This is a genomic window from Paraburkholderia sp. 2C (assembly GCF_054589215.1).
Window position 1 is genome coordinate 416,689 of sequence record NZ_BAAILL010000049.1, and the last position, 25,121, is coordinate 441,809.

The 25,121-nt window shown below is 63.1% G+C and carries 25 protein-coding genes and 1 other RNA gene; 12 read left to right on the top strand and 14 right to left on the bottom strand.

Annotated features, from left to right (window positions below; translation table 11 throughout):
• Nucleotides 1-116: 116 nt before the first annotated feature.
• The 8 genes from ACYPXD_RS26150 (at nucleotide 117) to ruvB (ending at nucleotide 8,620) form a co-directional block, all read left to right on the top strand.
• Complete coding sequence (locus ACYPXD_RS26150) at nucleotides 117-1,613, top strand: aminopeptidase P N-terminal domain-containing protein (RefSeq protein ID WP_459718032.1); 1,497 nt, start codon at nucleotides 117-119, stop codon at nucleotides 1,611-1,613.
• Nucleotides 1,610-2,887 (top strand): UbiH/UbiF/VisC/COQ6 family ubiquinone biosynthesis hydroxylase, encoded by a 1,278-nt coding sequence (locus tag ACYPXD_RS26155; RefSeq protein WP_459718036.1) that lies wholly within the window; start codon nucleotides 1,610-1,612, stop codon nucleotides 2,885-2,887. Before ACYPXD_RS26150 ends, ACYPXD_RS26155 begins: the two co-directional genes overlap by 4 nt.
• 211 nt (nucleotides 2,888-3,098) lie before the next feature.
• Nucleotides 3,099-4,163, top strand: a complete 1,065-nt coding sequence (gene dusB, locus ACYPXD_RS26160; protein ID WP_459718039.1) for a tRNA dihydrouridine synthase DusB — start codon at nucleotides 3,099-3,101, stop codon at nucleotides 4,161-4,163.
• On the top strand, nucleotides 4,160-4,393 hold the full coding sequence (locus ACYPXD_RS26165; protein WP_219798967.1) for a Fis family transcriptional regulator: 234 nt from the start codon (nucleotides 4,160-4,162) through the stop codon (nucleotides 4,391-4,393). The genes dusB and ACYPXD_RS26165 overlap by 4 nt, the downstream gene beginning before the upstream one ends.
• Nucleotides 4,394-4,438: 45 nt before the next feature.
• Nucleotides 4,439-6,004 carry a bifunctional phosphoribosylaminoimidazolecarboxamide formyltransferase/IMP cyclohydrolase gene (gene purH / locus ACYPXD_RS26170; protein WP_459718043.1) on the top strand — a complete coding sequence of 522 codons (1,566 nt, stop codon included), beginning with the start codon at nucleotides 4,439-4,441 and terminating at the stop codon, nucleotides 6,002-6,004.
• 143 nt (nucleotides 6,005-6,147) lie between these two features.
• Nucleotides 6,148-6,690 carry a crossover junction endodeoxyribonuclease RuvC gene (ruvC, locus tag ACYPXD_RS26175; protein WP_459718046.1) on the top strand — a complete coding sequence of 181 codons (543 nt, stop codon included), beginning with the start codon at nucleotides 6,148-6,150 and terminating at the stop codon, nucleotides 6,688-6,690.
• Nucleotides 6,691-6,831: 141 nt separating this feature from the next.
• Complete coding sequence (ruvA, locus tag ACYPXD_RS26180) at nucleotides 6,832-7,413, top strand: Holliday junction branch migration protein RuvA (RefSeq protein WP_308830727.1); 582 nt, start codon at nucleotides 6,832-6,834, stop codon at nucleotides 7,411-7,413.
• A 142-nt stretch (nucleotides 7,414-7,555) separates the two neighbouring features.
• Entirely contained in the window at nucleotides 7,556-8,620 is a 1,065-nt protein-coding gene (gene ruvB, locus ACYPXD_RS26185) for a Holliday junction branch migration DNA helicase RuvB (protein WP_219800112.1), read from the top strand.
• A gap of 73 nt (nucleotides 8,621-8,693) precedes the next feature.
• Here the strand turns inward: ruvB and ACYPXD_RS26190 are convergent, their stop codons facing one another.
• From ACYPXD_RS26190 to tyrS, 3 genes are all read right to left on the bottom strand, one after another.
• Nucleotides 8,694-9,365 carry a histidine phosphatase family protein gene (locus tag ACYPXD_RS26190; protein WP_459718055.1) on the bottom strand — a complete coding sequence of 224 codons (672 nt, stop codon included), beginning with the start codon at nucleotides 9,363-9,365 and terminating at the stop codon, nucleotides 8,694-8,696.
• Between the two features lie 184 nt (nucleotides 9,366-9,549).
• Nucleotides 9,550-10,008: a D-aminoacyl-tRNA deacylase gene (dtd, locus tag ACYPXD_RS26195; RefSeq protein WP_459718059.1), complete on the bottom strand. Its 459-nt coding sequence runs from the start codon at nucleotides 10,006-10,008 to the stop codon at nucleotides 9,550-9,552.
• Between the two features lie 71 nt (nucleotides 10,009-10,079).
• Nucleotides 10,080-11,321, bottom strand: a complete 1,242-nt coding sequence (gene tyrS / locus ACYPXD_RS26200) for a tyrosine--tRNA ligase (protein ID WP_459718062.1) — start codon at nucleotides 11,319-11,321, stop codon at nucleotides 10,080-10,082.
• 259 nt (nucleotides 11,322-11,580) lie between these two features.
• Here tyrS and ACYPXD_RS26205 point away from each other — a divergent pair, with 259 nt between their 5' ends.
• Nucleotides 11,581-12,717 (top strand): anhydro-N-acetylmuramic acid kinase, encoded by a 1,137-nt coding sequence (locus ACYPXD_RS26205; protein ID WP_459718065.1) that lies wholly within the window; start codon nucleotides 11,581-11,583, stop codon nucleotides 12,715-12,717.
• Between the two features lie 150 nt (nucleotides 12,718-12,867).
• On the opposite strand, the gene erpA is transcribed toward ACYPXD_RS26205, so the two are convergent.
• The 3 genes from erpA to rplM form a co-directional block, all read right to left on the bottom strand.
• On the bottom strand, nucleotides 12,868-13,233 hold the full coding sequence (gene erpA / locus ACYPXD_RS26210; protein ID WP_459718068.1) for an iron-sulfur cluster insertion protein ErpA: 366 nt from the start codon (nucleotides 13,231-13,233) through the stop codon (nucleotides 12,868-12,870).
• Between the two features lie 245 nt (nucleotides 13,234-13,478).
• Nucleotides 13,479-13,871 carry a 30S ribosomal protein S9 gene (gene rpsI, locus ACYPXD_RS26215; protein WP_459718072.1) on the bottom strand — a complete coding sequence of 131 codons (393 nt, stop codon included), beginning with the start codon at nucleotides 13,869-13,871 and terminating at the stop codon, nucleotides 13,479-13,481.
• A gap of 11 nt (nucleotides 13,872-13,882) precedes the next feature.
• Nucleotides 13,883-14,311 (bottom strand): 50S ribosomal protein L13, encoded by a 429-nt coding sequence (gene rplM, locus ACYPXD_RS26220; RefSeq protein WP_075158980.1) that lies wholly within the window; start codon nucleotides 14,309-14,311, stop codon nucleotides 13,883-13,885.
• 656 nt (nucleotides 14,312-14,967) lie between these two features.
• Between rplM and ACYPXD_RS26225 the strand changes: the two genes are divergently transcribed.
• Nucleotides 14,968-15,390 carry an OsmC family protein gene (locus ACYPXD_RS26225; protein ID WP_459718076.1) on the top strand — a complete coding sequence of 141 codons (423 nt, stop codon included), beginning with the start codon at nucleotides 14,968-14,970 and terminating at the stop codon, nucleotides 15,388-15,390.
• Between the two features lie 102 nt (nucleotides 15,391-15,492).
• On the opposite strand, the gene rnpB is transcribed toward ACYPXD_RS26225, so the two are convergent.
• The 3 genes from rnpB to pyrC form a co-directional block, all read right to left on the bottom strand.
• Nucleotides 15,493-15,905, bottom strand: an RNA gene (rnpB, locus tag ACYPXD_RS26230) — RNase P RNA component class A.
• An 82-nt stretch (nucleotides 15,906-15,987) separates the two neighbouring features.
• The gene (locus tag ACYPXD_RS26235; protein ID WP_459718080.1) at nucleotides 15,988-16,833 is read right to left on the bottom strand and encodes a DUF3025 domain-containing protein; all 846 of its coding nucleotides are present in this window, start codon (nucleotides 16,831-16,833) and stop codon (nucleotides 15,988-15,990) included.
• Nucleotides 16,830-17,900, bottom strand: coding sequence for a dihydroorotase (gene pyrC / locus ACYPXD_RS26240; RefSeq protein ID WP_459718083.1), 1,071 nt, complete (start codon nucleotides 17,898-17,900; stop codon nucleotides 16,830-16,832). Before pyrC ends, ACYPXD_RS26235 begins: the two co-directional genes overlap by 4 nt.
• A gap of 252 nt (nucleotides 17,901-18,152) precedes the next feature.
• On the opposite strand from pyrC, the gene ACYPXD_RS26245 reads away from it, so the two are divergent.
• Nucleotides 18,153-19,067 (top strand): class II glutamine amidotransferase, encoded by a 915-nt coding sequence (locus ACYPXD_RS26245; protein WP_459718086.1) that lies wholly within the window; start codon nucleotides 18,153-18,155, stop codon nucleotides 19,065-19,067.
• Nucleotides 19,068-19,106: 39 nt separating this feature from the next.
• On the opposite strand, the gene ACYPXD_RS26250 is transcribed toward ACYPXD_RS26245, so the two are convergent.
• From ACYPXD_RS26250 to ACYPXD_RS26270, 5 genes are all read right to left on the bottom strand, one after another.
• Complete coding sequence (locus tag ACYPXD_RS26250; protein WP_459718091.1) at nucleotides 19,107-20,033, bottom strand: transporter substrate-binding domain-containing protein; 927 nt, start codon at nucleotides 20,031-20,033, stop codon at nucleotides 19,107-19,109.
• A 60-nt stretch (nucleotides 20,034-20,093) separates the two neighbouring features.
• Complete coding sequence (locus ACYPXD_RS26255) at nucleotides 20,094-21,299, bottom strand: pyridoxal phosphate-dependent aminotransferase (protein ID WP_459718097.1); 1,206 nt, start codon at nucleotides 21,297-21,299, stop codon at nucleotides 20,094-20,096.
• Between the two features lie 49 nt (nucleotides 21,300-21,348).
• Complete coding sequence (locus ACYPXD_RS26260; RefSeq protein ID WP_459718103.1) at nucleotides 21,349-22,029, bottom strand: RraA family protein; 681 nt, start codon at nucleotides 22,027-22,029, stop codon at nucleotides 21,349-21,351.
• Between the two features lie 66 nt (nucleotides 22,030-22,095).
• A complete protein-coding gene (locus tag ACYPXD_RS26265; protein ID WP_459718106.1) occupies nucleotides 22,096-22,596 on the bottom strand; it encodes a LeuD/DmdB family oxidoreductase small subunit in 501 nt (166 codons plus the stop codon).
• Between the two features lie 14 nt (nucleotides 22,597-22,610).
• The gene (locus tag ACYPXD_RS26270) at nucleotides 22,611-23,870 is read right to left on the bottom strand and encodes a 3-isopropylmalate dehydratase large subunit (protein ID WP_459718109.1); all 1,260 of its coding nucleotides are present in this window, start codon (nucleotides 23,868-23,870) and stop codon (nucleotides 22,611-22,613) included.
• 272 nt (nucleotides 23,871-24,142) lie between these two features.
• On the opposite strand from ACYPXD_RS26270, the gene ACYPXD_RS26275 reads away from it, so the two are divergent.
• Nucleotides 24,143-25,054, top strand: a complete 912-nt coding sequence (locus ACYPXD_RS26275; RefSeq protein ID WP_459718112.1) for a LysR family transcriptional regulator — start codon at nucleotides 24,143-24,145, stop codon at nucleotides 25,052-25,054.
• Nucleotides 25,055-25,121 lie beyond the last annotated feature (67 nt).

Below are 25,121 nucleotides of genomic sequence, written 5' to 3' on the forward strand. Positions count from 1 at the left end.
AAGGGCTGCCACCGTTTCCTGTAAGCGGCGCCGGTGCTGCGTGTGGGCGGATTGCAACAATTCGCGGGCATACGCGCCGCGCATTGCGATTTCTTTTAGGGCGCTACAATCGCACGATGAACCTGCCGACCGAATCCTCCATCGATCCGACCGCGGCCGTCGCCGTCTACCGTCAGCGGCGCGAGCGCGTGCTTGCCGCACTGCGCGCGGCGGGCGGCGGTGTCGCGATCGTGCCGACCGCCCCCGAAGTGCTGCGTAACCGCGACGCCGACTACCCGTACCGGCACGACAGCTACTTCTACTATCTGACCGGCTTTACCGAACCCGAAGCGCTGCTCGTGCTCGACGCGAGCGCGCCGCCCGATGCGCCCGCCGCCATCCTGTTCTGCCGCGAGAAGAACGCCGAGCGCGAGACCTGGGAAGGATTCCGCTACGGGCCGGAGGGCGCGCGCGACGCATTCGGCTTCGACGCCGCCTTTCCATTCGACGAGCTCGACACGCATGTGCCGCGCATCATCGCGGACAAGCCGGCGCTGCACTATGCGCTCGGCGTATCGCCCGAACTCGACGCGCGGGTGCGCCACTGGCTCGACGCGGTGCGTGCGCGCGCGCGCAGCGGCGTCGTCGCGCCGACCGCGGTGCATGACCTGCTGCCGGTGCTCGACGAGATGCGTCTTTTCAAGGACAGCCATGAGCTTGCCGTGATGCGGCGCGCCGCGCAGATTTCCGCGCTCGCGCATCGCCGCACCATGGCCGCATGCCGGCCGGGCATGCGCGAATACGAACTCGAAGCCGAGCTGCTGTACACGTTTCGCAAATATGGCGCGCAAGCGCCGGCGTACGGATCGATCGTCGCGGCAGGCGCGAATGCCTGCGTGCTGCACTACCCGGCCGGCAACGCGATCGCGCGCGATGGCGATCTGATCCTGATCGATGCCGCATGCGAACTCGACGGCTACGCATCCGACATCACGCGCACCTTTCCGGCCAACGGCCGCTTTAGCGCCGCGCAGCGCGAGTTGTACGACATCGTGCTGGCCGCGCAGCAGGCGGCGATCGATGCGACGCGCGCCGGTGTGAGCTTCGATGCACCGCATGAAGCCGCGGTGCGTGTGCTCGCGCAAGGACTGCTCGATACGGGCATCATCGGGCGCGAGCGCTATGCGACGGTCGACGATGTGATCGAGCAGCGTGCGTATGCGCGGTTCTATATGCATCGGACCGGGCATTGGCTGGGCATGGATGTGCACGATTGCGGCGATTACCGTGAGCGAAGTGGTGAAAAAAGCGGTGAAAAAAGCGGTGAAAAAAGCGGTGAAAAAAGCGGCGATGCAAGTGCGGCCCCGGACGGCCAGAAAATGCCGCCGTGGCGCACGCTCGCGCCATCGATGACGCTCACGATCGAGCCCGGCCTCTACGTCCGCGCCGCGGAAGATGTGCCGGAAAAGTACTGGAACATCGGCATTCGCATCGAAGACGATGCAGTCGTCACCGCGACCGGCTGTGAACTGCTCACGCGCGATGTGCCCGTCGCCGCCGATGAAATCGAAGCGTTGATGCGCGACGCGCAAGCAGCTCGAGGCAGCGCGCTTGCCGCGCCCGGCGCGGCATGAGCGGGGCGAATGTGGAACCGGCACAGCAGGCGCCGGCTCACGGGTCGCGGACCGGCGAGCCGTCAGGCTCGAACACCGTGAGCCCTTCCCCGCAAGACCAGCCGTTCGACTTCGACGTGACGATTATCGGCGCGGGCCCGGTCGGGCTTGCGCTCGCGGGCTGGCTCGCGCGGCGCAGTGCGACGCGCGCGCTGTCGATTGCGCTGATCGACGCGCGCGAGCCCGAAGATGCCGCATCCGATCCGCGCTCGATCGCCGTGTCGCAAGGCAGCCGGGTGATTCTCGAACCGCTGCGCTGGCCGGCCGATGCGACCGCGATTCAGCGCATTCACGTCTCGCAGCGGGGGCACTTCGGCCGCACGCTGATCGATCATACCGAGCATGGTCTGCCGGCTCTCGGCTATGTGCTGCGCTACGGCTCGATCGTGCATGCCCTCGCGCAGGCCGTGCAAACGACGCCCGTGCACTGGTTCAAATCGACGACTGCACAGCCGCCCGTGCAGGAAAACGACGGCGTGACGCTGCACATCGAAAGCACCGGCCCGGCCCACGCACCGCGCACGCTGCGCACGCGGCTGCTGGTCAGTGCCGAAGGCGGCCTCTTCCACGAACAGCAGGCGCCTCGCGGCGGCGGAACGCGCGACTACCGGCAAACGGCACTGGTCGGCACGGTGACGGTGTCGGCACCGCGGCCGCACGTCGCGTGGGAGCGTTTCACTTCGCAAGGGCCGATCGCCCTGCTGCCGGTAGGCGGCGCGCGCGGCGCGGACTATGCGCTGGTCTGGTGCTGCGCGCCCGAAGAAGCGGCACGCCGGGCGCAACTGCCCGACGACGCGTTTCTGCACGAACTCGATATCGCATTTGGCGAGCGGATGGGCCGCTTTACGCACATCCGCGGACGTGCGGCGTTTCCGCTCGGCCTCAATACTGTCGACGCGCTCGTCAACGGCCGCGTCGTCGCGATCGGCAACGCCGCGCAGACGCTCCACCCTGTCGCCGGGCAAGGGCTCAACCTCGGTCTGCGCGACGCGCATGCGCTTGCCGACGCGCTGTCGCAATACGGCGCGTCGCCGCTCGCGCTGGCGGCGTTCGCGCGCAGCCGCGCGCTGGACCGGCGGCTCACGATCGGCGCCACCGATACGCTCGCGCGTCTCTTCACGTTCGACTTCCCCGCACTCGGCCCGCTACGCGGCCTCGCGCTGACTGCGCTCGAGTTCGTGCCGCCCTTAAAGACGGCGCTCGCGCGGCAGATGATGTTCGGGCAGCGGCGCTAGCGTCGCTTGACTGAGCGTGCGTCCGTTCTATGACCGGGCGCACTTTCATAGAAGATTTAACGGGTTATCGTGCACTTAACTCTGACGGGTAGTGCGCCGTTAACGTTAAAATAGAAACTTTCCCCTCGCGATCCGCGGTACTCGTTCATGCGTCGGCGCTGTGTGCAGCGCCGCCTCGCAAAGCGACTCGCCGCAGCTGGTTCTTTTGCTCATGCCCGTTCTCGGCACGCACAATTTGCGCAACAACCTTTTCGTCGCCCCCATGGCGGGCGTGACGGATCGGCCGTTCCGCCAGCTTTGCAAGCGGCTCGGGGCAGGCTATGCCGTCTCGGAAATGGTCGCGTCGAACGCGCAACTCTGGAAGAGCGAAAAGACCATGCGGCGCGCGAACCACGCGGGCGAAGTCGAGCCGATCGCCGTGCAGATCGCCGGCGCCGATCCGCACATGATGGCCGAAGCCGCGCGCTACAACGTCGCGAACGGTGCGCAGATCATCGACATCAACATGGGCTGCCCCGCGAAAAAAGTTTGCAACGTCGCGGCCGGCTCCGCGTTGCTGCAAAACGAGCCGCTCGTGCAACGCATCGTCGAGGCCGTCGTACACGCCGTGGGCATCGGCCCCGATGCGGTGCCCGTCACACTCAAGATTCGTACCGGCTGGAATCGCGAGAACAAAAACGCGCTCACCGTCGCGCGTCTTGCCGAATCCGCCGGCATCTCGATGCTGACTGTGCACGGCCGCACGCGAGCGGATCTCTATCACGGCGAAGCCGAATACGAAACGATCGCCGCGGTCAAGGCCGCGGTGACCATTCCGGTCGTCGCCAACGGCGACATCGCATCGCCGCAGAAGGCGCGCGACGTGCTTGCCGCAACCGGAGCGGACGCCATCATGATCGGCCGCGCGGCGCAGGGGCGCCCGTGGCTGTTCCGCGAAATCGATCATTTCCTGCAGACCGGCAGCCTGCTGCCGCCGCCGCGTATCGACGAGATCCAGCAGGTCATGAACGAGCATCTCGAGGATCACTACGCTTTTTACGGTGAATTCACCGGCGTACGTACTGCGCGTAAGCATATCGGCTGGTACACTCGCGGCCTTTCCGGCGCCAACGTGTTCCGCCATCGGATGAATACGCTGGATACGACGCGCGAGCAATTGCTCGCCGTCAATGAATTTTTCGACGCGCAAAAGGCGATTTCCGATCGCCTCGTGTACGTCGAAGACGATGCAAAAAACAACGGCGAACGGGACCAATCCGACTTATTAGCAGCATGAGCAAGCACAACATCGAACAATGTGTCCGCGACAGCCTGGATGTGTACTTTCAGGATCTCGACGGCTCCAATCCGCACGACGTTTATGACATGGTCATTTCGTGCGTTGAAAAACCGCTGCTCGAGGTGGTGCTCGAGCAGGCCGGCGGCAATCAGTCGCTGGCCGCCGAGTATCTCGGCATCAACCGCAATACGCTGCGCAAGAAGTTGCAACAGCACGGTCTGCTGTAGCGCACGCGCCCTGCCACGCCTTCATCGGGCTTTCCCGTTTTCATCATGATCAAGCAAGCGCTCATCTCCGTTTCCGACAAGTCAGGCATCGTCGATTTCGCGAAATCGCTGTCGGAACTCGGCGTCAAGATCCTGTCGACCGGCGGCACCGCGAAACTGCTCGCGGACGCGGGCCTCGCGGTCACCGAGGTGGCCGATTACACCGGCTTTCCGGAAATGCTCGACGGGCGCGTGAAGACGCTGCACCCGAAAGTGCACGGCGGCATTCTCGCGCGCCGCGATCTGCCCGAACACATCGCGGCGCTCGAACAGCACGCCATTCCGACAATCGATCTGCTCGTCGTGAATCTGTATCCGTTCGTGCAGACCGTATCGAAGGAAGACTGCTCGCTCGAAGATGCGATCGAGAATATCGATATCGGCGGCCCGACCATGCTGCGCTCCGCGGCGAAGAATCACCGCGACGTAACGGTGGTCGTCGATCCGGCCGATTACGTGGCAGTGCTCGATGAAATGCGCGCGAATCGCAACACGGTTAGCTACAAGACCAACTTCCGTCTCGCAACCAAGGTGTTCGCCCACACGGCGCAGTACGACGGCGCGATCACGAATTACCTGACGAGCCTCACCGAAGAGCTGCAGCACCGCTCGCGCAACACATATCCGGCCACACTCAATCTCGCGTTCGACAAGGTTCAGGACCTGCGCTACGGTGAGAATCCGCATCAGAGCGCAGCGTTCTATCGCGACCTGTCGGTGCCGGCCGGTGCGCTGGCGAACTACACGCAGTTGCAGGGCAAGGAGCTGTCGTACAACAACATCGCCGATTCGGACGCTGCCTGGGAATGCGTAAAAACGTTCGATGTGCCGGCCTGCGTGATCATCAAGCACGCGAATCCGTGCGGTGTGGCAGTAGGCGCCGATACGAACGAAGCATACGCCAAGGCATTCCAGACCGACCCGACGTCGGCATTCGGCGGCATCATCGCGTTCAACCGCGAAGTGGACGAAGCAACCGCGCAAGCCGTTGCGAAACAGTTCGTCGAAGTGCTGATCGCACCGGCGTTCAGCGCCGCGGCGCGTCAGGTGTTCGCTGCGAAACAGAACGTGCGGCTGCTCGAAATCGCGCTTGGCGACGGGAATAATGCGTTCGACCTGAAGCGCGTCGGCGGCGGTCTGCTCGTGCAATCGCTCGACGCAAAGAATGTGCAGGCGCGCGACCTGCGCGTCGTGACGAAGCGCTACCCGACGCCTAAGGAGATGGACGATCTGCTGTTCGCGTGGCGTGTGGCGAAGTTCGTGAAGTCGAACGCGATCGTGTTCTGCGGCAACGGCATGACGCTCGGCGTTGGCGCCGGACAGATGAGCCGCGTGGACTCGGCGCGCATCGCGAGCATCAAGGCGCAGAACGCCGGGCTGTCGCTGAACGGCTCGGCTGTTGCGTCGGACGCGTTCTTCCCGTTCCGCGACGGGCTCGACGTGGTCGTCGCGGCTGGCGCGACCTGCGTGATCCAGCCGGGTGGCTCGGTGCGCGACGACGAGGTTATCGCCGCCGCGGACGAGCACAACATCGCGATGGTCGTGACGGGCGTGCGGCATTTCCGTCACTGAGTCACGCCACTGAGTCACGCCACTGAGTCGCATCACTGACTCACGTTACCGGATTGACCAGGCGGCCCGGCAGAACCACACTGCCGGGCCGTTTTTCATCCGATTCGTTGTAGTATCGCAGGCACTGAGTCTGCCCTTCCGTTATGAGAATTCTCGGCATCGACCCCGGCCTGCGCGTGACCGGCTTCGGCGTGATCGACCAGTCCGGTCACCAGTTGAGCTATGTCGCAAGCGGCGTCATCAAGACGCCGGACGGCGATCTGCCGTCCCGCCTGGGTACGATTTTCGAGGGCATTTCCACGCTGATTCGCGAGCATGCGCCCGATCAGGCGGCCATCGAAAAGGTCTTCGTCAACGTCAACCCGCAATCGACGCTGCTGCTCGGCCAGGCCCGTGGCGCGGCAATCTGCGGGCTCGTCGCGGGCGGCGTGCCGGTTGCCGAATACACGGCGCTGCAGTTGAAGCAGGCGGTGGTCGGCTACGGCCGCGCGACAAAGGAACAGATGCAGCAAATGGTCGTGCGCCTGTTGACGCTTTCGGGCGTGCCCGGCACCGATGCCGCCGATGCGCTCGGCATGGCCATTTGCCACGCGCACGGCGGCAGCACATTGAGCACGCTCGGCGGCATCGCGCCCGCGCTGGCGAAGAAAGGCCTGCGCGTACGACGGGGGCGACTGGTCGGTTAGGCTGATGCATCGCGCGATCCCGAACCGCGGTGCCCATGCGCAGCGACTTCGTGGCAGCAACGTGGCGCCGACCTTTCACACCGCCGCCGCCGGCTTGCGCGCTGCGCTACACTCGCGCTTTCCCTCACGATTGAATCGATCATGATCGGTCGCATTGCCGGCGTCCTGCTGGAAAAGAACCCGCCGCACCTGCTCGTCGACTGCAACGGCGTCGGCTACGAAGTCGACGTGCCGATGAGCACCTTCTACAACCTGCCGTCGACAGGCGAAAAAGTGGTGCTGCTCACGCAGCTGATCGTGCGTGAGGATGCTCATTTGCTGTACGGCTTCGGCACCGCGCAAGAACGCGCGACGTTTCGCGAATTGTTAAAGATCAGTGGCATCGGCGCGCGCATGGCGCTCGCCGTGCTGTCCGGCATGAGCGTGCAGGAGCTCGCTCAAACCGTGACGCTGCAGGATGCCGCGCGCCTCACACGCGTGCCCGGCATCGGCAAGAAAACCGCGGAGCGGCTGCTGCTCGAACTCAAGGGAAAGCTCGGTGCCGACCTCGGCGCTGCCGCAGGCGCTGTTTCCGCTTCCGATCATGCGTCCGATATCCTGAATGCTTTGCTCGCATTGGGCTACTCCGAAAAGGAAGCGTTGGCGGCCATCAAAAACGTGCCGGCGGGCACGGGTGTCTCCGAAGGCATCAAGCTCGCGCTCAAGGCATTGTCGAAGACCTGACCGGCCCTCGCCATTGCGTCGTGCCGCCCTGGCGGCGCGTCGCATCTGACGACGAAGCGAAGCATCTCACACTGCCGCCGCGCGCACACCCTGGCCATTCGGCCAGGTTTGTGAACACGCGGCGCGCGGTACAATGGCCGTCATGATCGAAACCGACAAACTCGCTGCCGAACGCATCATCGCCGCCACGCCCGTGTCGCCGAATGAGGAGGCGTTCGAGCGCGCGCTGCGCCCGCGTCAGCTCGACGAATACGTCGGCCAGGAAAAGGTGCGCGGTCAGCTCGAGATCTTTATCGAAGCTGCGAAGCGCCGTTCGGAGTCGCTCGACCACGTTTTGTTGTTCGGGCCGCCGGGCCTTGGCAAGACCACGCTCGCGCACATCATCGCGCGCGAAATGGGCGTCAATCTGCGGCAAACGTCAGGGCCGGTGCTCGAGCGTGCCGGCGACCTCGCCGCGTTGCTGACGAACCTCGAAGCGAACGATGTGCTGTTTATCGACGAAATTCACCGCCTGTCGCCGGTCGTCGAGGAAATCCTCTATCCGGCGCTCGAGGACTACCAGATCGACATCATGATCGGCGAAGGGCCGGCTGCGCGCAGCGTCAAGCTCGACCTGCAGCCGTTCACGCTGGTGGGCGCAACGACGCGCGCGGGTATGCTGACCAATCCGCTGCGCGATCGCTTCGGTATCGTTGCCCGGCTCGAGTTTTATAACGCGACGGAACTTGCGCGCATCGTGACGCGGTCCGCGTCGCTATTGAATGCGCAGATTGATCCCGAGGGCGCGCTCGAAATCGCAAAACGCTCGCGTGGCACGCCGCGTATTGCGAACCGCCTGCTGCGCCGCGTACGCGACTTCGCGGAGGTCAAGGCTGACGGCAATATCTCCGCGAAGGTGGCGGATGCCGCGCTTGCAATGCTCGATGTCGATCCAGTCGGCTTCGATCTGATGGACCGCAAGTTGCTCGAGGCGATCCTGCACAAGTTCGATGGCGGGCCGGTTGGCGTCGACAATCTCGCTGCGGCAATCGGGGAAGAGCGCGACACGATCGAAGACGTGCTCGAACCTTATCTGATCCAGCAGGGCTATCTTCAGCGCACGCCGCGCGGCCGGGTGGCGACGCTGCTCACGTACCGGCATTTCGGGCTTGCCGCGCCCGACTCTTCGAGTCCGGTGCGCGGGTTATGGGATTCGGATCCTGCATAAGCGTTGCCCCGCGCGCTGCGGTTTAGCGCCCGATGCGGTGACCCTGGGGAACCTGGTGGGATACGCGGCGGCTTTAGCGTTGCGCCTGCGGCGACTTGTAGAAGCTGTCGTCCTCGCTGCGTCCATCGAGATGCGCAACGTCTGCCCATGACACGACAGTCGCCTTCCCGCCCTCGAAATCGACAATGTTGATACTCGTGTTAAGCAGCGGGTAGTCGCGCGGCGCATCGAGCGCAATGCCATTGGCAAACCGGTACACGCAATCAAGTACACCGCCGTGCGCAACGCACGCGATGCGCCCATCCGGATGCGCGGCAACGATCGGCTCGAGCGCGTGCAACACGCGGTGATAGAACACGCGCTCCGACTCGCCTTCAGGCGGAGCGAAGCCAGGATCGCGCGTCTGCCATTGCGCGTATTCGTCGGGAAAGCGCTGGGCGATCTCTTCGCTATCGTGGCCTTGAAACGCGCCGAACGAACGCTCGCGCAAGCCCTCGTTCAGGATCAGCGACATGCCGAGCAGATCGGCAAACGGCTGCGCGGTTTGCCGCGCGCGCTGCAGGTCGCTTGAATAGATCGCATCGAGACGCGCGCCCTCTTTTGCTTCGCGTGCAAGCCGCACGGCAAGTCGCTGTGCCTGTGCGACGCCGGACGCCGCGAGCGGAATGTCGATATGCCCCTGAATGCGCTTGATGCGATTCCAGTCGGTTTCACCGTGCCGAATAAAGAGAATTTGAGTGGACATGTGATAGCGGTGCGCGTTCGTGGCTTCGTCAAGCCGAATAGCGAACGCAAAGTTAGACCGTTCGTTAATAACACATGCCGGCAAGCCGTGCTGACTGGGCGCACACTGCCTGGCGCCGAGGCAGCACCGTTGGCGACGCCCACGTTCGGTTGAAACGCGATGCGATGCACTGCGATGCGTTACGTTATGCGCGGACTTGCAGCCAGAACGTGACCGGCCCGTCGTTCACCAGCGAGACCTGCATTTCAGCGCCAAATTCGCCGGTTTCGACAACCGGATGCTTCGCCCGCGCCGCGGTAACGAAGTAGTCGAACAGGCGCTTGCCTTCGTCGGGCGGCGCTGCCGGCGTGAAGCTCGGCCGCAGCCCACTATTCGTATCCGCCGCGAGCGTGAACTGCGAGACCAGCAGCAAGCCGCCCGCGCGCCCGGCGCCGTCGACATTCTGCAGGTTCAGGTTCATTTTTCCCGCGGCATCGCTGAAAACACGGTAGCCGAGCACTTTCGCCAGCAACCGGTCGGCAACCGCTTCGGTATCGCCGCGTTCCGCACAGACGAGCGCAAGCAGGCCTGCACCGATTGCGCCGGTCACACGATCGCCGACGCGCACCTCGGCGTTTCTCACACGCTGGATCAGCGCAATCATGCGACACACCTTGCTGGCGCAAGAGCGACGGCTCGCGCGGCGAAGTCGGCCATGTGCGCCATCACCTTAGGTCACGCCGAAAGGGTCACGCGCGCAAAGCGCCGCTTGCCGACCTGCACGACGTATTCGCCCGCTTCGACCTTGAGCGCCTTATCGGAGATCGTGGCACCGTCGATCTTCACGCCAGACTGCTCGATATTACGCAGCGCTTCGCTCGTCGACGGCACGAGGCCCGCCTGCTTCAGCAACTGACCGATCGCGAGCGGCGCGCCGCTAAGCGCCACTGACGGGATGTCGTCCGGCACACCGCCCTTCGCGCGGTGATTGAAGTCTTCAAGCGCCCGCTCGGCGTCCGGCTGCGAGTGGAAGCGCGCGACGATCTCCTGGGCGAGCATCACCTTGAAGTCGCGCGGATTGCGGCCCGCTTCAGCTTCGCGCCTGAAGCCGTTGATCTCGTCCATCGGCCGGAACGACAGCAGTTCGAAATACCGCCACATCAGGTCGTCGGAGATGCTCATCAGCTTGCCGAACATATCGGTCGGCTTTTCGCTGATGCCGACGTAGTTATGCTTCGACTTCGACATCTTCTCGACGCCGTCGAGTCCTTCGAGCAGCGGCATGGTCAGGATGCACTGCTGCTCCTGGCCATACTGCTTTTGCAGCTCGCGCCCGACCAGCAGGTTGAACTTCTGGTCCGTGCCGCCCAGTTCGAGGTCCGAATTCAGCGCCACCGAGTCGTAGCCTTGCATGAGCGGGTACAAGAATTCGTGAATCGAAATCGGCACGCCGCTCTGAAAGCGCTTCGTGAAGTCTTCTCGCTCAAGAATGCGCGCCACCGTGTAGCGCGACGCGAGCTTGATCATGCCGTCCGCGCCGAGCGGCATCGACCATTCGCTGTTGTAGCGAATCTCGGTCTTCGCACGGTCGAGCACCAGCGAGGCCTGATCGAAGTAGGTCTTAGCGTTCGTTTCGATCTGCTCGCGCGTGAGCGGCGGACGCGTCGCGTTGCGCCCGGACGGATCGCCTATCAGCGAGGTGAAATCGCCGATCAGAAAGATCACGGTGTGCCCGAGATCCTGCAGCTGGCGCATCTTGTTGAGCACGACGGTGTGGCCGATATGGATGTCGGGCGCGGTCGGATCGAGACCAAGCTTGATGCGAAGCGGCGTGCCGGTCGCGGCGCTTTTCGCGAGCTTTTGCTCGAACTCCTCTTCGATCAGCAGCTCGTCGACACCGCGCTTCGTAACGGCAAGCGCATGACGGACTTCGTCGGTGACGGGAAAGGCGGGTTTGGAAGTGGACTCGGTGCTCATGCTGGAACGGGGGAATCGCGAAAAGTGAGATTGTCCCATAGATGCGGCGCGACGCGGCCGGAACGGGGTGGCAACCGCGGCGTGCTGGCCGAATGGCCAGGGTTTCGACGCTGCCTGAATGAGGCATGATGCAGGGGTCGCATGAACCCGATGCGGCCGCAAACCGCGTTGCATAACCTGTTACGCGAGGCGGCATTGCGCGACAATCGGCGTGAGCAGTCGTGAGCAGTGTGCAATATACGTTTGAAAGGAGCCCAACGTGGCGAAACAGGCAGCAAGCGCAGACGGCGTGTACGTCGGGTTGATGTCGGGCACGAGCATGGACGGCGTCGATGGCATCGCGGTCGAATTTGCGGCGGGCAAAGTGCCGGTCGTGCGGTCAGAGGCATTCGTGAGCTTTTCGGAGACGCTGCGCGACGCGCTCTTCGGCCTGCAACAGCCGGGCGACAATGAAATCGAGCGCGAAGCGCTTGCCGCCAATGCGCTCGCCGCGCGTTATACCGTTTGCGTACATGAACTGCTCAGAAGCGGCAATCTGTCCGCGGAAGACGTCCGTGCGATCGGCGTACATGGGCAGACCGTTCGCCACCGCCCGGAAAAGGGCTATACGCGGCAGATCAACAATCCGGCGCTGCTCTCGGAGATGACGCACATCGACGTCGTCGCCGACTTCCGCTCGCGCGACGTCGCGGCAGGTGGCCAGGGCGCGCCGCTCGTGCCGGCGTTTCACGCCATGGTCTTCGGCGCGAAGGGCGAAACGCGTGTTGTGTGCAATCTGGGCGGCATCAGCAACATCACGATCCTGTCGGCGAACGGTGCCGTGCGCGGCTTCGACTGCGGGCCGGCAAACGCACTGCTCGACGAGTGGGCACAGCGCCATCTCGGCAAGCCCTTCGATGAAAACGGCCACTTCGCCGCCGACGGCCAGGTACACCGTCCGTTACTGCATGCGCTGCTCGACGAACCCTTCTTCGAACTTCAGCCGCCGAAAAGCACGGGGCGCGACCTCTTCAATAACGAATGGCTCGATGCGAAGCTACAACCATTCCGTTCGCTGCAGCCGAATGACGTGCAAGCCACATTGACCGCGCTCACCGCAGTAACGATTGCGCGCGAGATCGAACGTCATGCGTCGGATTGCAAGGCACTCTATGTGTGCGGTGGCGGGGCGCGCAACGCGGAGTTGCTCAAATCGCTGCAACGAGCGATGGGGGAAAGTGGTGTGAGCGGCGTGCCTGTGCTGTCGACCGAAGCGCTCGGCGTGCCGCCGCATCAGGTCGAGCCGCTTGCGTTCGCGTGGCTCGCGATGCGGCATGTCGCGCGGGAACCTGGAAACTTGCCGGCGGTGACGGGCGCGGCCGGCGAACGTGTACTGGGGGCGCTATATCCGCGCTGAACGTCGCTGAACGAGGGAGCGGCTGGCGAAACCCGGCGCTACACGGGGATACTTCGAAAGCACACTGAAATAAAGGCGTCGCGCAGCGGCAGCAAATGAAAAACGGGGCCGAGGCCCCGTTTCCTGTCGCACAGACTGCGCGTCAAATCATCACACCGAGAACGACGAACCGCAACCACAGGTTGTCGTTGCGTTCGGGTTTTTGATGACGAACTGCGCGCCGTTGATGTCGTCCTTGTAGTCGATCTCTGCGCCAACAAGGTACTGATAGCTCATCGAGTCGATCAGCAACTGGACGCCGCTCTTGTTCATTACGGTGTCGTCTTCGTTGATCGCCTCGTCGAACGTGAAACCGTACTGAAAGCCCGAGCAGCCGCCGCCCTGCACGAACACACGCAGCTTCAGCTCCGGGTTGCCTTCTTCGTCGATCAGTTCCTTGACCTTGTCAGCCGCTGCGTCCGTAAAAACGAACGGAGCCGGCATTTCGGCTACTGGGGTGTCGGTCACTGCGTTCATGCGAACTCTCCAAAAAAGCTACTAAACGCTATTGTAGGGCCGATCCTGATATCGTGCCGAAGTCCATGAAAACAATAGGTTCTTACGAATAGCGGCACGGCGAGCCGAAGGCGTGGCCGCCCGTGGCACCGCAGCGGGAAACAAAAGGCCGCCGACGCAAGTATGCGACAGCGGCCTTTTGCGGCTGATTCCACCACAGCCAGCAGCGGCGGCGGGGAATCGGCAGATGCGTGCAGAGGAAGCGATTAACGCTTCGAGAACTGCTTCCTGCGACGTGCCTTATGGAAGCCGACCTTCTTACGCTCGACTTCACGTGCGTCACGCGTGACGAAACCAGCACTCGACAGCGCCGGCTTCAGCGTTGCGTCGTAGTCGATGAGTGCGCGGGTGACACCGTGGCGAACCGCACCGGCCTGGCCCGTCTCACCGCCGCCCGACACGTTCACCTTGATATCGAACGTGGTTGCGTGGTTCGTGAGTTCCAGCGGCTGACGCACGATCATCAGCGACGTTTCGCGGGAGAAGTAGTCAGCGATAGGCTTGCCGTTGACGATGATGTCGCCCTTGCCAGCCTTGATAAAGACACGAGCGACAGCGCTCTTGCGGCGGCCCGTACCGTAATTCCAGTTACCGATCATGTGGGCTCCCCTTAGATCTCGAGCGCCTTCGGCTGTTGCGCCGAATGCGGATGCGTTGCTTCGGCGTAGACCTTCAGCTTCTTGATCATTGCGTAGCCGAGCGGGCCCTTCGGCAGCATGCCCTTGACCGCCTTCTCGAGCGCGCGGCCCGGGAAGCGTTCCTGCATCTTGCCGAACGTCGTTTCGTAGATACCGCCCGGGTAGCCCGAGTGCCGGTAGTACTTCTTGTCCGTGGTCTTGTTGCCCGTGACCTTCAGCTTGCCGGCGTTGATGACGATGATGAAATCGCCAGTATCGACGTGCGGAGTGAATTCAGGCTTGTGTTTGCCGCGAAGACGGCGTGCCACTTCGCTGGCGACACGGCCGAGAACCTTATCCGTCGCGTCAATCACGTACCATTCGCGCGTCACCTCATGGGCTTTTGCGGAAAAAGTTTTCATGATCGATCCAAATAAATTGCTGTGCCCTTTTTGTTCCTGCTGGACTTTGAACGGCGTCCATTGACCACGTTTGTCGGGAAGTTCTAGTTGCTTCCGTAACGCTGCGCAGGCGCTCCCTGTTCTTCTTCCGCGGGCATGAATGCGGAAAAGCTCTGAATTATAAAGGAAATTGCGAGCCCGAGTCAAAGCGTCGCTAACGATGACGGTGTGTGCTGCGCACAGAGCAAGACGAAAAAAAGCCCGAACCAGCGGTTCGGGCTTAATCCACCTTAGGAGGAGGGTGGAGGAGACATGCTGAGGTTGCTCAGAAGCAGCAACCAATGAACAGATTATATGAGCGCGGCTTGTGCGTTGCAAGAGGATTTGCAATGCGAAATTTGATTTCACGATATGACATGTCGATCATACTTTAAGCGCCCGGAAGAATTTCTTTAAAATCAACCAATAAGGCATGTTGAAGGCACCATCCCCGCGCAAAATGGGCGCTGGAAAACCCTAATCGCTCTAGGGGAATCCCGTATCGGACCGTTTGTGATGCACCGCAACAATCGACATCCGGTCAAGGCTCATGCGAATGGATGTAGCCTCGGGCGAACCTCAACCTGACGGGCTACAATGCGTGCTCGAATTTGCACCGAATCAGTTGGGGACCACACATGGAATGCACAGTGAGCTGGATGGGCACCGACGGCATGGCCTTCGCCGCGGAAACCGGCAGCGGCCATCTGGTCGCGATGGATGGCGCGCCCGAAGGCGGCGGCCGCAACCTCGCGCCGCGCCCGATGGAAATGGTGTTGCTCGGCACGGGCGGCTGCACTGCCTACGACGTCGTGATGATCCTCAAGAAGAGCCGTCAGGAAATCGCCGGCTGCTCGGTGACGCTGAAGGCCGAGCGCGCGAGCGAAGATCCGAAGGTGTTCACGAAGATCCACTTCCACTTCACCGTGACCGGCAAGAACCTGAACCCGACGACGGTCGAGCGCGCGATCAATCTTTCGCACGACAAGTACTGCTCCGCGTCCATCATGCTTGCGAAAACCGCTGAGCTGACCCACTCGTTCGACATCGTCGACGCCTGATCGGACGATGTCCTCGCGCGTGCGATGCGCAACATCGCCGTACGCGGCAAAAAAACAAACGCCGGCGCCCCAACCAATGGGACGCCGGCGTTTTTCATTCAGCGGCAAAGCCTGCCGATAAGCCGGATTCTGTGCACGCCGCGCGCCCGAAGGCGTGCCGCGCGTGGCAGCCATTCCTCTAGACGCGCCATTGCTGACGCGCTCAAGCTTCCTACCCGCAGACGAAACGGGGGCCCCGTCCTGCATCGCGAAGATGCACGCCTGCCTACTTGGAATTGCTCCGGGTGGAGGTTGCCGTGCCGGCTACGTTACCGCAGCCGCGGTGCGCTCTTACCGCACCGTTTCACCCTTACCTGATCCTGGCTTTCGCCAGGCCATCGGCGGTTTGCTTTCTGTTGCCCTGTTCCGCGTGTCGCCACGGATGGCCGTTAGCCATCACCCTGCCCTATGGAGTCCGGACTTTCCTCGCCTTCGCCGGCCGTGACCGGCAAAGCCGCGACTGCCTGGCCTGCTTTGCTGAGCGCGATTCTACCATCGCACCTGTTGACCTATGCGGCATTATCCGGCCGTGCGTGGCCGTACCTGGCCTTGCCCGCCCTATCCAGCCTGCCCGCCCCGGCGGCCCGCGCGGAATACCGATCCATCGTCGTAGAACGACGGTGCTTCGTTCGCCGGCCACCAGCCCGGAATGCCGAGCACCGGCAGCGGTGCGAACACACGGCCCGTTATTGCATCCGACGCCAGCAAGGCGCGGCTGACTGCGTCGTCGAGCCATGCATCACGTGCGGCGGCGTCCCACGAGAAGTAAGCGCGCGGCACGTCGACGATCCACGCATGGGCGGTGCAAGCCTTGTACGGCGTAACGAGTTTCTCGAGCAGCGCGTGACCGAAGCAGCGCACCTCGCAGTGCGCGCCCCAGGCGCCGCGGCCCGCGACAAAAAGCGCCGGCCAGTCGAATGCCCGCAACGCAGCCGCCAGCGCCCGGTCGGAACAGGCGAACAGAACCGCGTTTTCGTCGAACACGGTCAGCGCGTCACGCGTGCTGCCGCGCGTCGGACCGACGCCGAGTGCATCGATCGCGGCGGTCCCGCGCGCACTGAGCGCCGCCTTGATCCGCGGAAACTGGAACCACGACAGCGCGTTGAAGAAATCGTGAAGATTGTGCCGGGTAGGAACGCCGCCGGTCGCTGCGATGTGCGCCTCGTAAGTGGTCCCGGACGGAAGTTCGTGTTGCGCGATAAACGACAGACGCGCGCCGCGGCCGGTTGTGTGAGCGCATTGCCGCGCATCCGCGTTCATCTCCGCGAGCAGCGCAGCGAGGCTTTGCAGCGCCGCCCGCTGCCAGCATTCCCCGCGCGGCGCGAAGGGGGAGAACCAGGGCGTCGACCAGTCGATATCGGCGAAACCGGCAGCCGGACGCGCCGCGCGAGCCGCACCACTCACACGAGCCGCCAGCCGATCGCCTCGCCGGCGCGCAACGGCACGACCGGCGTATCGCCGGCCGTCACCTCGGCGGGCAGCGTCCACTGCTCGCGACGCAGCGTCACGCGCTCGTCGCTGCGCGGCAGACGGTAGAAATCCGCGCCATAAAAGCTCGCGAAGCCTTCGAGACGATCGAGCGCGCCGGCCTTGTCGAAGGCTTCCGCGTAAAGCTCGAGCGCATGCAGCGCCGTATAGCAGCCCGCGCAGCCGCACGCGTGCTCCTTGAGCCCCTTCGCATGCGGCGCGCTATCGGTGCCGAGGAAAAAGCGCGGATTGCCCGAAGTCGCCGCCTCGACGAGCGCCACCCGGTGCTTCTCGCGCTTCAACACCGGCAGGCAGTAGTAATGCGGACGAATGCCGCCCTGGAAAATCGCGTTGCGGTTGTAGAGCAGGTGGTGCGCGGTGATCGTGGCGCCGAGGAGGCCAGGCGCCGCGTCCGCATCGCGTACGTATTCGGCGGCATCCTTCGTCGTGATGTGTTCGAACACGACCTTTAGCGCCGGGAAATCGCGGCGCAGCGGGGTCATCACGCGGTCGATGAATTCTTTCTCGCGGTCGAAGAGGTCGATCGACGGGTCGGTCACTTCGCCATGCACGAGCAACGGCATGCCGACGTCCTGCATCGCGTCGAGCGTCTTCGCACACTTCGCGAGGTTCGACACGCCCGCATCGGAATTCGTCGTCGCGCCGGCCGGGTACAGTTTGACGCCATGCACGAAGCCGCTTTCACGCGCGCGACGAATCTCATCGGGCGCGGTGTTGTCGGTGAGATAGAGCGTCATCAGGGGTTCGAACTTCATGCCCGCGGGAATCGCAGCCAGAATCCGCTCGCGGTACGCGCGTGCCTGTTCGGTTGTGGTAACCGGCGGTTTCAGGTTCGGCATGATGATCGCGCGGCCGAACTGGCGTGCCGTGTGCGGCAACACCGCCGCAAGCATCGCGCCGTCGCGCACATGCAGATGCCAGTCATCGGGACGTGCAAGCGAAACAGAATCGACGGATGTGCCGGCAGGCGACGAGGAAGACATGGAAGCAGACAATGAGGAGATCATGGCAATCAAATAGAACAAACTCAGCGCAAAGCGGCGCAAACCGGCTGCGAAACCCGCTCACAAACTGTCGGAAAGCGGCCTGAACACAGGTCAATTTTAATGATTACGGCCTGGGACGAGGTGCTATGCTTGTAAAGATATCATTGTAACGGCTGGCTCGGCCTTAAGCCGCAAGGCTTTGCGTACCGCCCGCCCTTACGCGTCACAGACGCTTGACCCTAGCGCATCATGTGCCAACTTCTTGGAATGAACTGCGCCGCGCCGACCGATGTCGTGTTCTCGTTCACCGGTTTTGCGGCACGCGGCGGTGTCACCGATCACCACGCCGACGGCTGGGGCATCGCGTTCTTCGAAGACAAGGCATGTCGCCTCTTCATCGATCATCAATCATCGGCCACGTCGCCGGTCGCCGAGATGGTCAAGCGCTATCCGATCAAATCGAAAAATACGATCGCGCATATTCGCAAGGCGACGCAGGGCCACATCGTCCTCGAAAACTGCCACCCGTTCCTGCGCGAACTGTGGGGGCGTCACTGGATCTTTGCGCACAACGGCGATTTGCAGAACTATCGGCCCGAGCTGTCGGGCGTCTATCAGCCGGTCGGCACGACGGACAGCGAACTCGCGTTCTGCGCGCTGCTGCAGGGATTGCGCGAGGCGTTTCCAGGCCAGCAGCAGCCTCCGCTCGAAGAACTGTTCGCCGCGCTCGAAACGCTCACGCGTGAAATCACGCAATTCGGCGTATTCAACTTCCTGATGTCGAACGGGCAGGCGCTCTTTGCGCATTGCTCGACGCACCTGTACTACCTCGTGCGCAGCTGGCCGTTCTCGACCGCGCATCTGGTCGATGCGGACGTATCGATCGATTTCGCGAAGTACACGACGCCTGAGGATCGCGTGGCGGTCATCGCCACGCAGCCGCTCACCGACAACGAGACATGGACGCGTTTCGCGCCCGGCGATCTGCTGATGTTCCAGCACGGCAAGATGGTCGCGCAAACGAACGTGCCGGTCCCGCCCGCCGTGCTCGAAAAAGCCGCAAAGGCGCCTTGCGACGGCGTGTCGGCGTCGGGCGCATCGATGCTGCCCGACACGTCGACGCTCGATCTCGAATCCGACGACGCGGCGGCGTTCGAATCCTAGCGTCCTTCAACTTCAAGGACGCCGCGCCACCGCCTGCGTTCAATCATCCATCGGCTGATCGTTCGGATGCTGGAACACGGCCTTCAGCGCCTCGCTCATCGGCAGATTCAGATTGATGCCCTTCGGCGCAATCGGCGACATAAACCACTTCTTGTACAGCGCCTCGCCTTCGCCGCTCGTCTCGAGCCGCGCAATCGTGCGGTCCGCGATCGCCTTCAGCTGAGTCTCGCCTTTGGGCAGCATGCACGCGATCGCCTCGTGCGTCTGCGGCTCGCCCGTCACCACATATTCCTGCGGGTTGTGCGCCGTCGCGCGCTGGCTGGCAAGCACATCGGCATCCATAAAGAACGCGGCGGCTCGTCCGGTTTCGAGCGTCATGAACGACGCACTGTGATCGCGCGACGAGATGATCGTGATATTCGCGTTCTTCTCGTGCACGTAGCTGCGCAAATAGCGCTCCGACGTCGTGCCCGCGGTGACCGCGACCGTCTTGCCGTTCAGGTCGTCAAACGAATGAATGTCCGAATTCGTTCGGGTCAGAAGCCGTGTTTCGGTGACGGAAATCGTGTCGGAGAAGTCGACTTGTTGCGCACGCTCCTTATTGTTCGTCGTGCCGCCGCATTCGAGGTCGACCGCGCCGTTCTGGATCAGCGGAATACGATTTTGCGCGTTCACCGCAATCATCTTCACCTGCAGATTCGGCGCATTGATCGCGCTCTTCAATTCCTTGACGATCTGAAGCGCGATGTCGTGCGAGTAGCCGATCACCTGCTCGTTGTTGTCGTAGTACGAGTAAGGCACCGACGATTCGCGGTAGCCGAGCACGATCGTGTTGCGTTCCTTGATCGACGCGAGGCGTCCGGTCAGATCCTGCGCTTGCGCCGGCAATGCGAAGCAACCGTACAGCAGCAACGCGATCGCCCCGCACGGCGCCCAGTGACGCGCCTTGATCTGCAGCGTTTTCATTGTTGTCCCCTTCCCGCTAGTGAATAACGCGCGGCGAGCCGCCACGCGTCGTGCTACAAGCTACGAGTCGAGCATCGCGCAAGCCGCCTCGATCCGGTTACATGCCTCTTCCAGTTGTTCGTATGACGTAGCGAATGAAATGCGAAACGCGGGCGACAAACCGAACGCCGCGCCTTGAATCACCGCCACTTCGCGGCTCTCCAGCAGATGCATGACGAAGTCGGTGTCGTCGCCGATCACGACGCCGTTCGGACCGCGCCGCCCGATCACGCCCGCACACGACGGATAGACATAAAACGCGCCCGCGGGACGCGGACAATACAGACCGTCGATCGCATTCAACCGGCTGACGACGAGATCGCGCCTGCGCTGATATTCGCTGCGCCAGCCCGCCAGAAAATCGTTCGGACCGGTCAGCGCCGCCAGCGCCGCCGCCTGGCTCACCGACGACGGATTGCTCGTGCTCTGCGACTGCAGCTTCGCCATCGTTTTGATCAGCGACTTCGGGCCGCCGGCGAAGCCGATGCGCCAGCCTGTCATGGCATACGCCTTCGATACGCCGTTGATCGTCAGCGTGCGTTCGCGCAGTTGCGGGTTGCATTGGGCGAATGTCGCGAATGTCTGGCCGTCGTAGATCAGATGCTCGTAGACGTCGTCGGTCAGTACCCAGACGTCCGGGTGACGGCTCAGCACTTCGCCGAGCGCAACCAGCTCGCTTTCGCTGTAAGTCGCGCCGGACGGGTTGCACGGCGAATTGAGCACGACCCACTTCGTGCGCGGCGTGAGCGCGGCTTCGAGTTGCGCGGCCGTCATCTTGTAACCGCTTTGCGCATCGCATTCGACGATAACCGGCCGCCCGCCGTTGAGCAGCACCATGTCCGGATACGACACCCAGTACGGCGCGGGAATCACGACTTCATCGCCTGCTTCGACCGTGCACGTGAGCGCATTGAAAACGATCTGCTTGCCGCCATTGCCGACCGTCACCTCGTCCTGCTCGTACGCGAGGCCGTTGTCGCGGGCGAATTTGTCGCGCACCGCGCGCTTCAGTTCCGGCGTGCCGTCGACGACCGTATAGCGTGTCTTGCCGGCCTTCATCGCGGCGTAAGCGGCTTCGACGATATGCGGCGGCGTATCGAAGTCCGGCTCGCCCGACGTCAACCCGACGACGTCGCGGCCCGCGGCGCGCAGCTCCTTCACGCGCGCGGTCGCCATCGAGCTCGGCGACGGCTTGATTCGGTCCATCCGTGCGGCAATCAGTTTCATTCGAAGTCCCCTTGTTTGCAGGTATGGCGGCGCGTTTCTTTCGCGGCCTTCAGGCGATCACGCCCTTCTCCTTCAGATACACATCGATCCAGCCGCGCTTGTCTTCGCCCTTCAGAATGGCTTCCTTACGCTGCTGCTCGCGCCTGGCCTGCGCGGCGGCCGCTGCAAGCAGCGTCTCGAGCTGATCGGCCGGCACCGCGACAAGGCCGTCCTCGTCACCGACGATCAGATCGCCCGCTTCGATCACCAGACCGCCGATCGCCACCGGCACATTGATCTCGCCGGGACCCTCCTTGAACGGACCGCGATGCGTGTTGCCGCGCGCATAGCACGGAAAATCCGCGGCATGGAACGCGGCCACATCGCGCACCGCGCCGTCGATCACGAAGCCCGCCAGGCCGCGTACCTGCGCATGCATCTGCATCAATTCGCCGACCAGCGCCTGCGTGACTTCGCCGCCGCCGTCGACGACGATCACATCGCCAGGTTCGGCGATATCGATCGCCTTGTGGATCATCAGGTTGTCGCCGGGCCGAACTTTCACGGTGATCGCGCGGCCCACCAGCTTCTTGCCGGCGTGATACGGCTTGAGGCCGATCACGCCGCACAAGCGCTGCATGTTGTCGCTGATATGCGGCGTCACGACCGACTGAAAGCGTTCGACAATATCCTTGCTGATCGGCGCGGGCATCGGCAGGACGCGAAAACCGGGGATGTTGGGCTGGCTCATGGTTGATGTCCGTGTGTCGGGAAGCGGGAAGCCGAAAGCGTCAGTCAGTCAACGGGACGCAGTCGCTCAGAACGACGCATGCCGGCGCAAATACGGCACGAGGCCGCCTGCGTCGAGTATCTTCAGGATGTCGTGTGCGATAGGCGCTGCTTCGATAACCTGATCGTTGCCCGCGCAACGAACCTGCGTATGCGCGCCGATCTCGAGCTGCAACGGGTCGCCCTCACGAATCGCGCTGGTATCGCACTCGACCGGGTAGAGCCCGTTATTGATCGCATTGCGAAAGTAGGTGCGCGCAAAGCTCCGCGCGAGCACGACGCGAATGCCGGCGCCGACCACCGCGGTCACCGCAACCTCCATCGCCGAGCCGCAGCCGAAGTTTTTGCCGGCCACGAGGATGTCGCCGATGCGCACGGTCTGCGCGAATTCCGGCGCGATCGTTTCGAACAGAAAGTGCTTCAGCACCGCGGGGTCGAGTGACTCGCGCTTGCGCTGCGAAGAGATGATGTAGTCGGTATTGACGTCGTCGCCGAAGCGGCGCGCAATCCCTGTCACGGAAAATTGCATGATCGTTGGAATCGCTATCGCTCGGCGGCGAACGTTTGAAGGCTGACGATGCGGCCCGCGACCGCGCTTGCGGCGCAGACCTCCGGCGACGCAAGAAACACATTCGCGCTCGCATTGCCCATGCGCCCCTTGAAATTGCGATTCGCGGTCGACACGACGTTCGCACCGTCTTCGGGAATCGCGCCCGCGGTGCCGCAGCACGACCCGCAGCCCGGCGTGACGATGACCGCACCGAGCGCGACGAATTCGGCAAGCTCGCCGCCCTCGGTCAGCTCGTGCATCACTTCGCGCGACGCGGGCGTCACCACGAGCTGCACGCCTTTCGCAGGCTTGCCGTACTCACGGAACACGGCAAGCGCCTGTCGAAAGTCTTTCGCGCGACCGCCCGTGCACGTGCCGAGATACGCCATCTGCACCGGCACATTGCCGAGTTCGGCAAGGCTCGTGACGTTGTCGACGTTGTGAGGCATCGCGACGTAGGGCTGCAGCGCGGACAGATCGACGTCGATGGCGCGCACATACTGCGCATCCGGATCCGCCGACACTGCTTCGAGCGTCCCGGCCGCACGCTTCTCCAGATAGCGGCGCGCGGCTGCATCGAACGGAAACACCGCGTTTTTCGCGCCCATTTCGACCGACAGATTCGCCACCACCAGACGGTCTTCGAAATCGAGCGACGCGACCCCTTCGCCATGAAACTCGAGCGCCTGATAAGTCGCGCCATCCGCGCCAAATAGCTGCGCGAGGTGCAGCGCGAGATCTTTCGGATAGACGCCACGTGGCAGCTTCCCGTGCAGCGTGATGCGGATCGACTCCGGCACGCGCAGCCAGGTCTTGCCGGTCAGCATGATGCCCGCGAGATCCGACGAGCCGATGCCCGTCGCAAAGCAATTCGCGGCGCCATATGTGACCGCGTGGCTATCGGCGCCGGCCAGCAGCCGCCCTGGCGCCGCAAGCCCCTGCTCGACGACGATCTGATGTCCGATGCCGGCGCCGATATCGAATAGCGGGATGCCCTGCTCGCGCGCAAAGCGGCGGATCTTCGCCTGCAGCATCGCGGCTTTGGCGCTTGCGGGCGGCGCATAGTGATCGAGCGCGAACAGCAGCTTGTGCGGTGCATGCACGCGCACGCCGCCCATCGACGCAAAATAGTCCATTGCCATCGGAATCGAGCCGTCGGTGCCCATCGCGCAGTCGACCTCGCAGATGGCGATTTCGCCTGCTCGTACGCTGCGTCCCGCCGCGGCGGACAGCAGCTTTTCCGACAAGGTCATGCCTCGCATATCGTTTTGCCTCGCTAATGCGGGTTCTGGACTGTTCTGCCTCGCTGCTCTGCGATGCCGATTGTGCTATCTCCTCGCGCAACCCGTTCGCGCAGTATCCCAAACCAGAATGCCGTTTAGCGGGAGTAAAAGGCATCGCGAAAGATGAATAAAATTCATAGGTCGGGAAACCGGCCGTACGCTGTACCTTGCGGTTTACCGCAGGTTCGCCGCTATCTCCCGTCGCTTTTCCATTAACCGCATCACTTCATCGCTCTGGAACCATGCTCACGCTCAAGCAGCTCGAAGCGATCTACTGGGTCGCGCGCCTCGGCACCTTCGGCGCGGCCGCGGACCGTCTGTACACGACGCAGTCGGCCATTTCGAAGCGCATCAGCGAACTCGAAGCGTTCTTCCTCGCGCCGCTTTTCGATCGCAGCCGACGCACCGTGCAATTGACGCCCAAAGGCCGCGAGTTGCTCGAGGCCGCCGAGGAAATGCTGCAGTTGCGCGACCGTCTGCTTGAGAAAATGGGCAAGGAAGTCGAAGTGGTCCGGCACTTTCGCCTCGGCATCACTGAGCTGATCGCGCTGACCTTCCTGCCGAAGCTCGTGCAGGACATTCGCGTGGCGTATCCGACGGTGTCGCTCGAGCCGGAAATCGACGTCAGCACGAATCTGAGTGCGCGGCTCCTGCGCGGCGATATCGATTTCATCATCGCGCCAACGGTGCTCAAGGATCCGCGCTTTACGTCAGTGCCGCTCAGGAAGCTGCAACTCAAATGGATGGCGAGTCCGTCGCTCGTCGACGCATCACGCGTGCTGTCGCTCGAGGAAATCGCGAACTATCCGATCCTGATGCAAATCGGCACGTCGGGCGTCGACGCGATCTACGACCGCTGGTTCGAATCGAAAAAGCTCGCCATCCGGCGCACGTTCGCGGGCAACAGCCTGATCGCGCTGAGTTCGCTGACGGTGGCGGGCTTTGGCGTGAGCTATTTGCCGGCGCTTTATTTCGCCGACCTCGTCGAGCAAGGGCTGCTCAATGTGCTGGATTCGACGCAGCGGCCGCCCGATGTGCGCTACTACGCGATTTATCGCAACGACGGGCCGTCGGCGCTGTATTCGGTCGTTGCCGATCAGGCGCGGCGGCTTTGCGATTTTTCGAAGCCGGATCTGGCGTCGGTCGCGCGTTAGTCCCGGCAATTGCGTTGGCGACGGTCGTGCCGCGTCGCCAAAAACAGAACGGGCAGCTTCGCGCTGC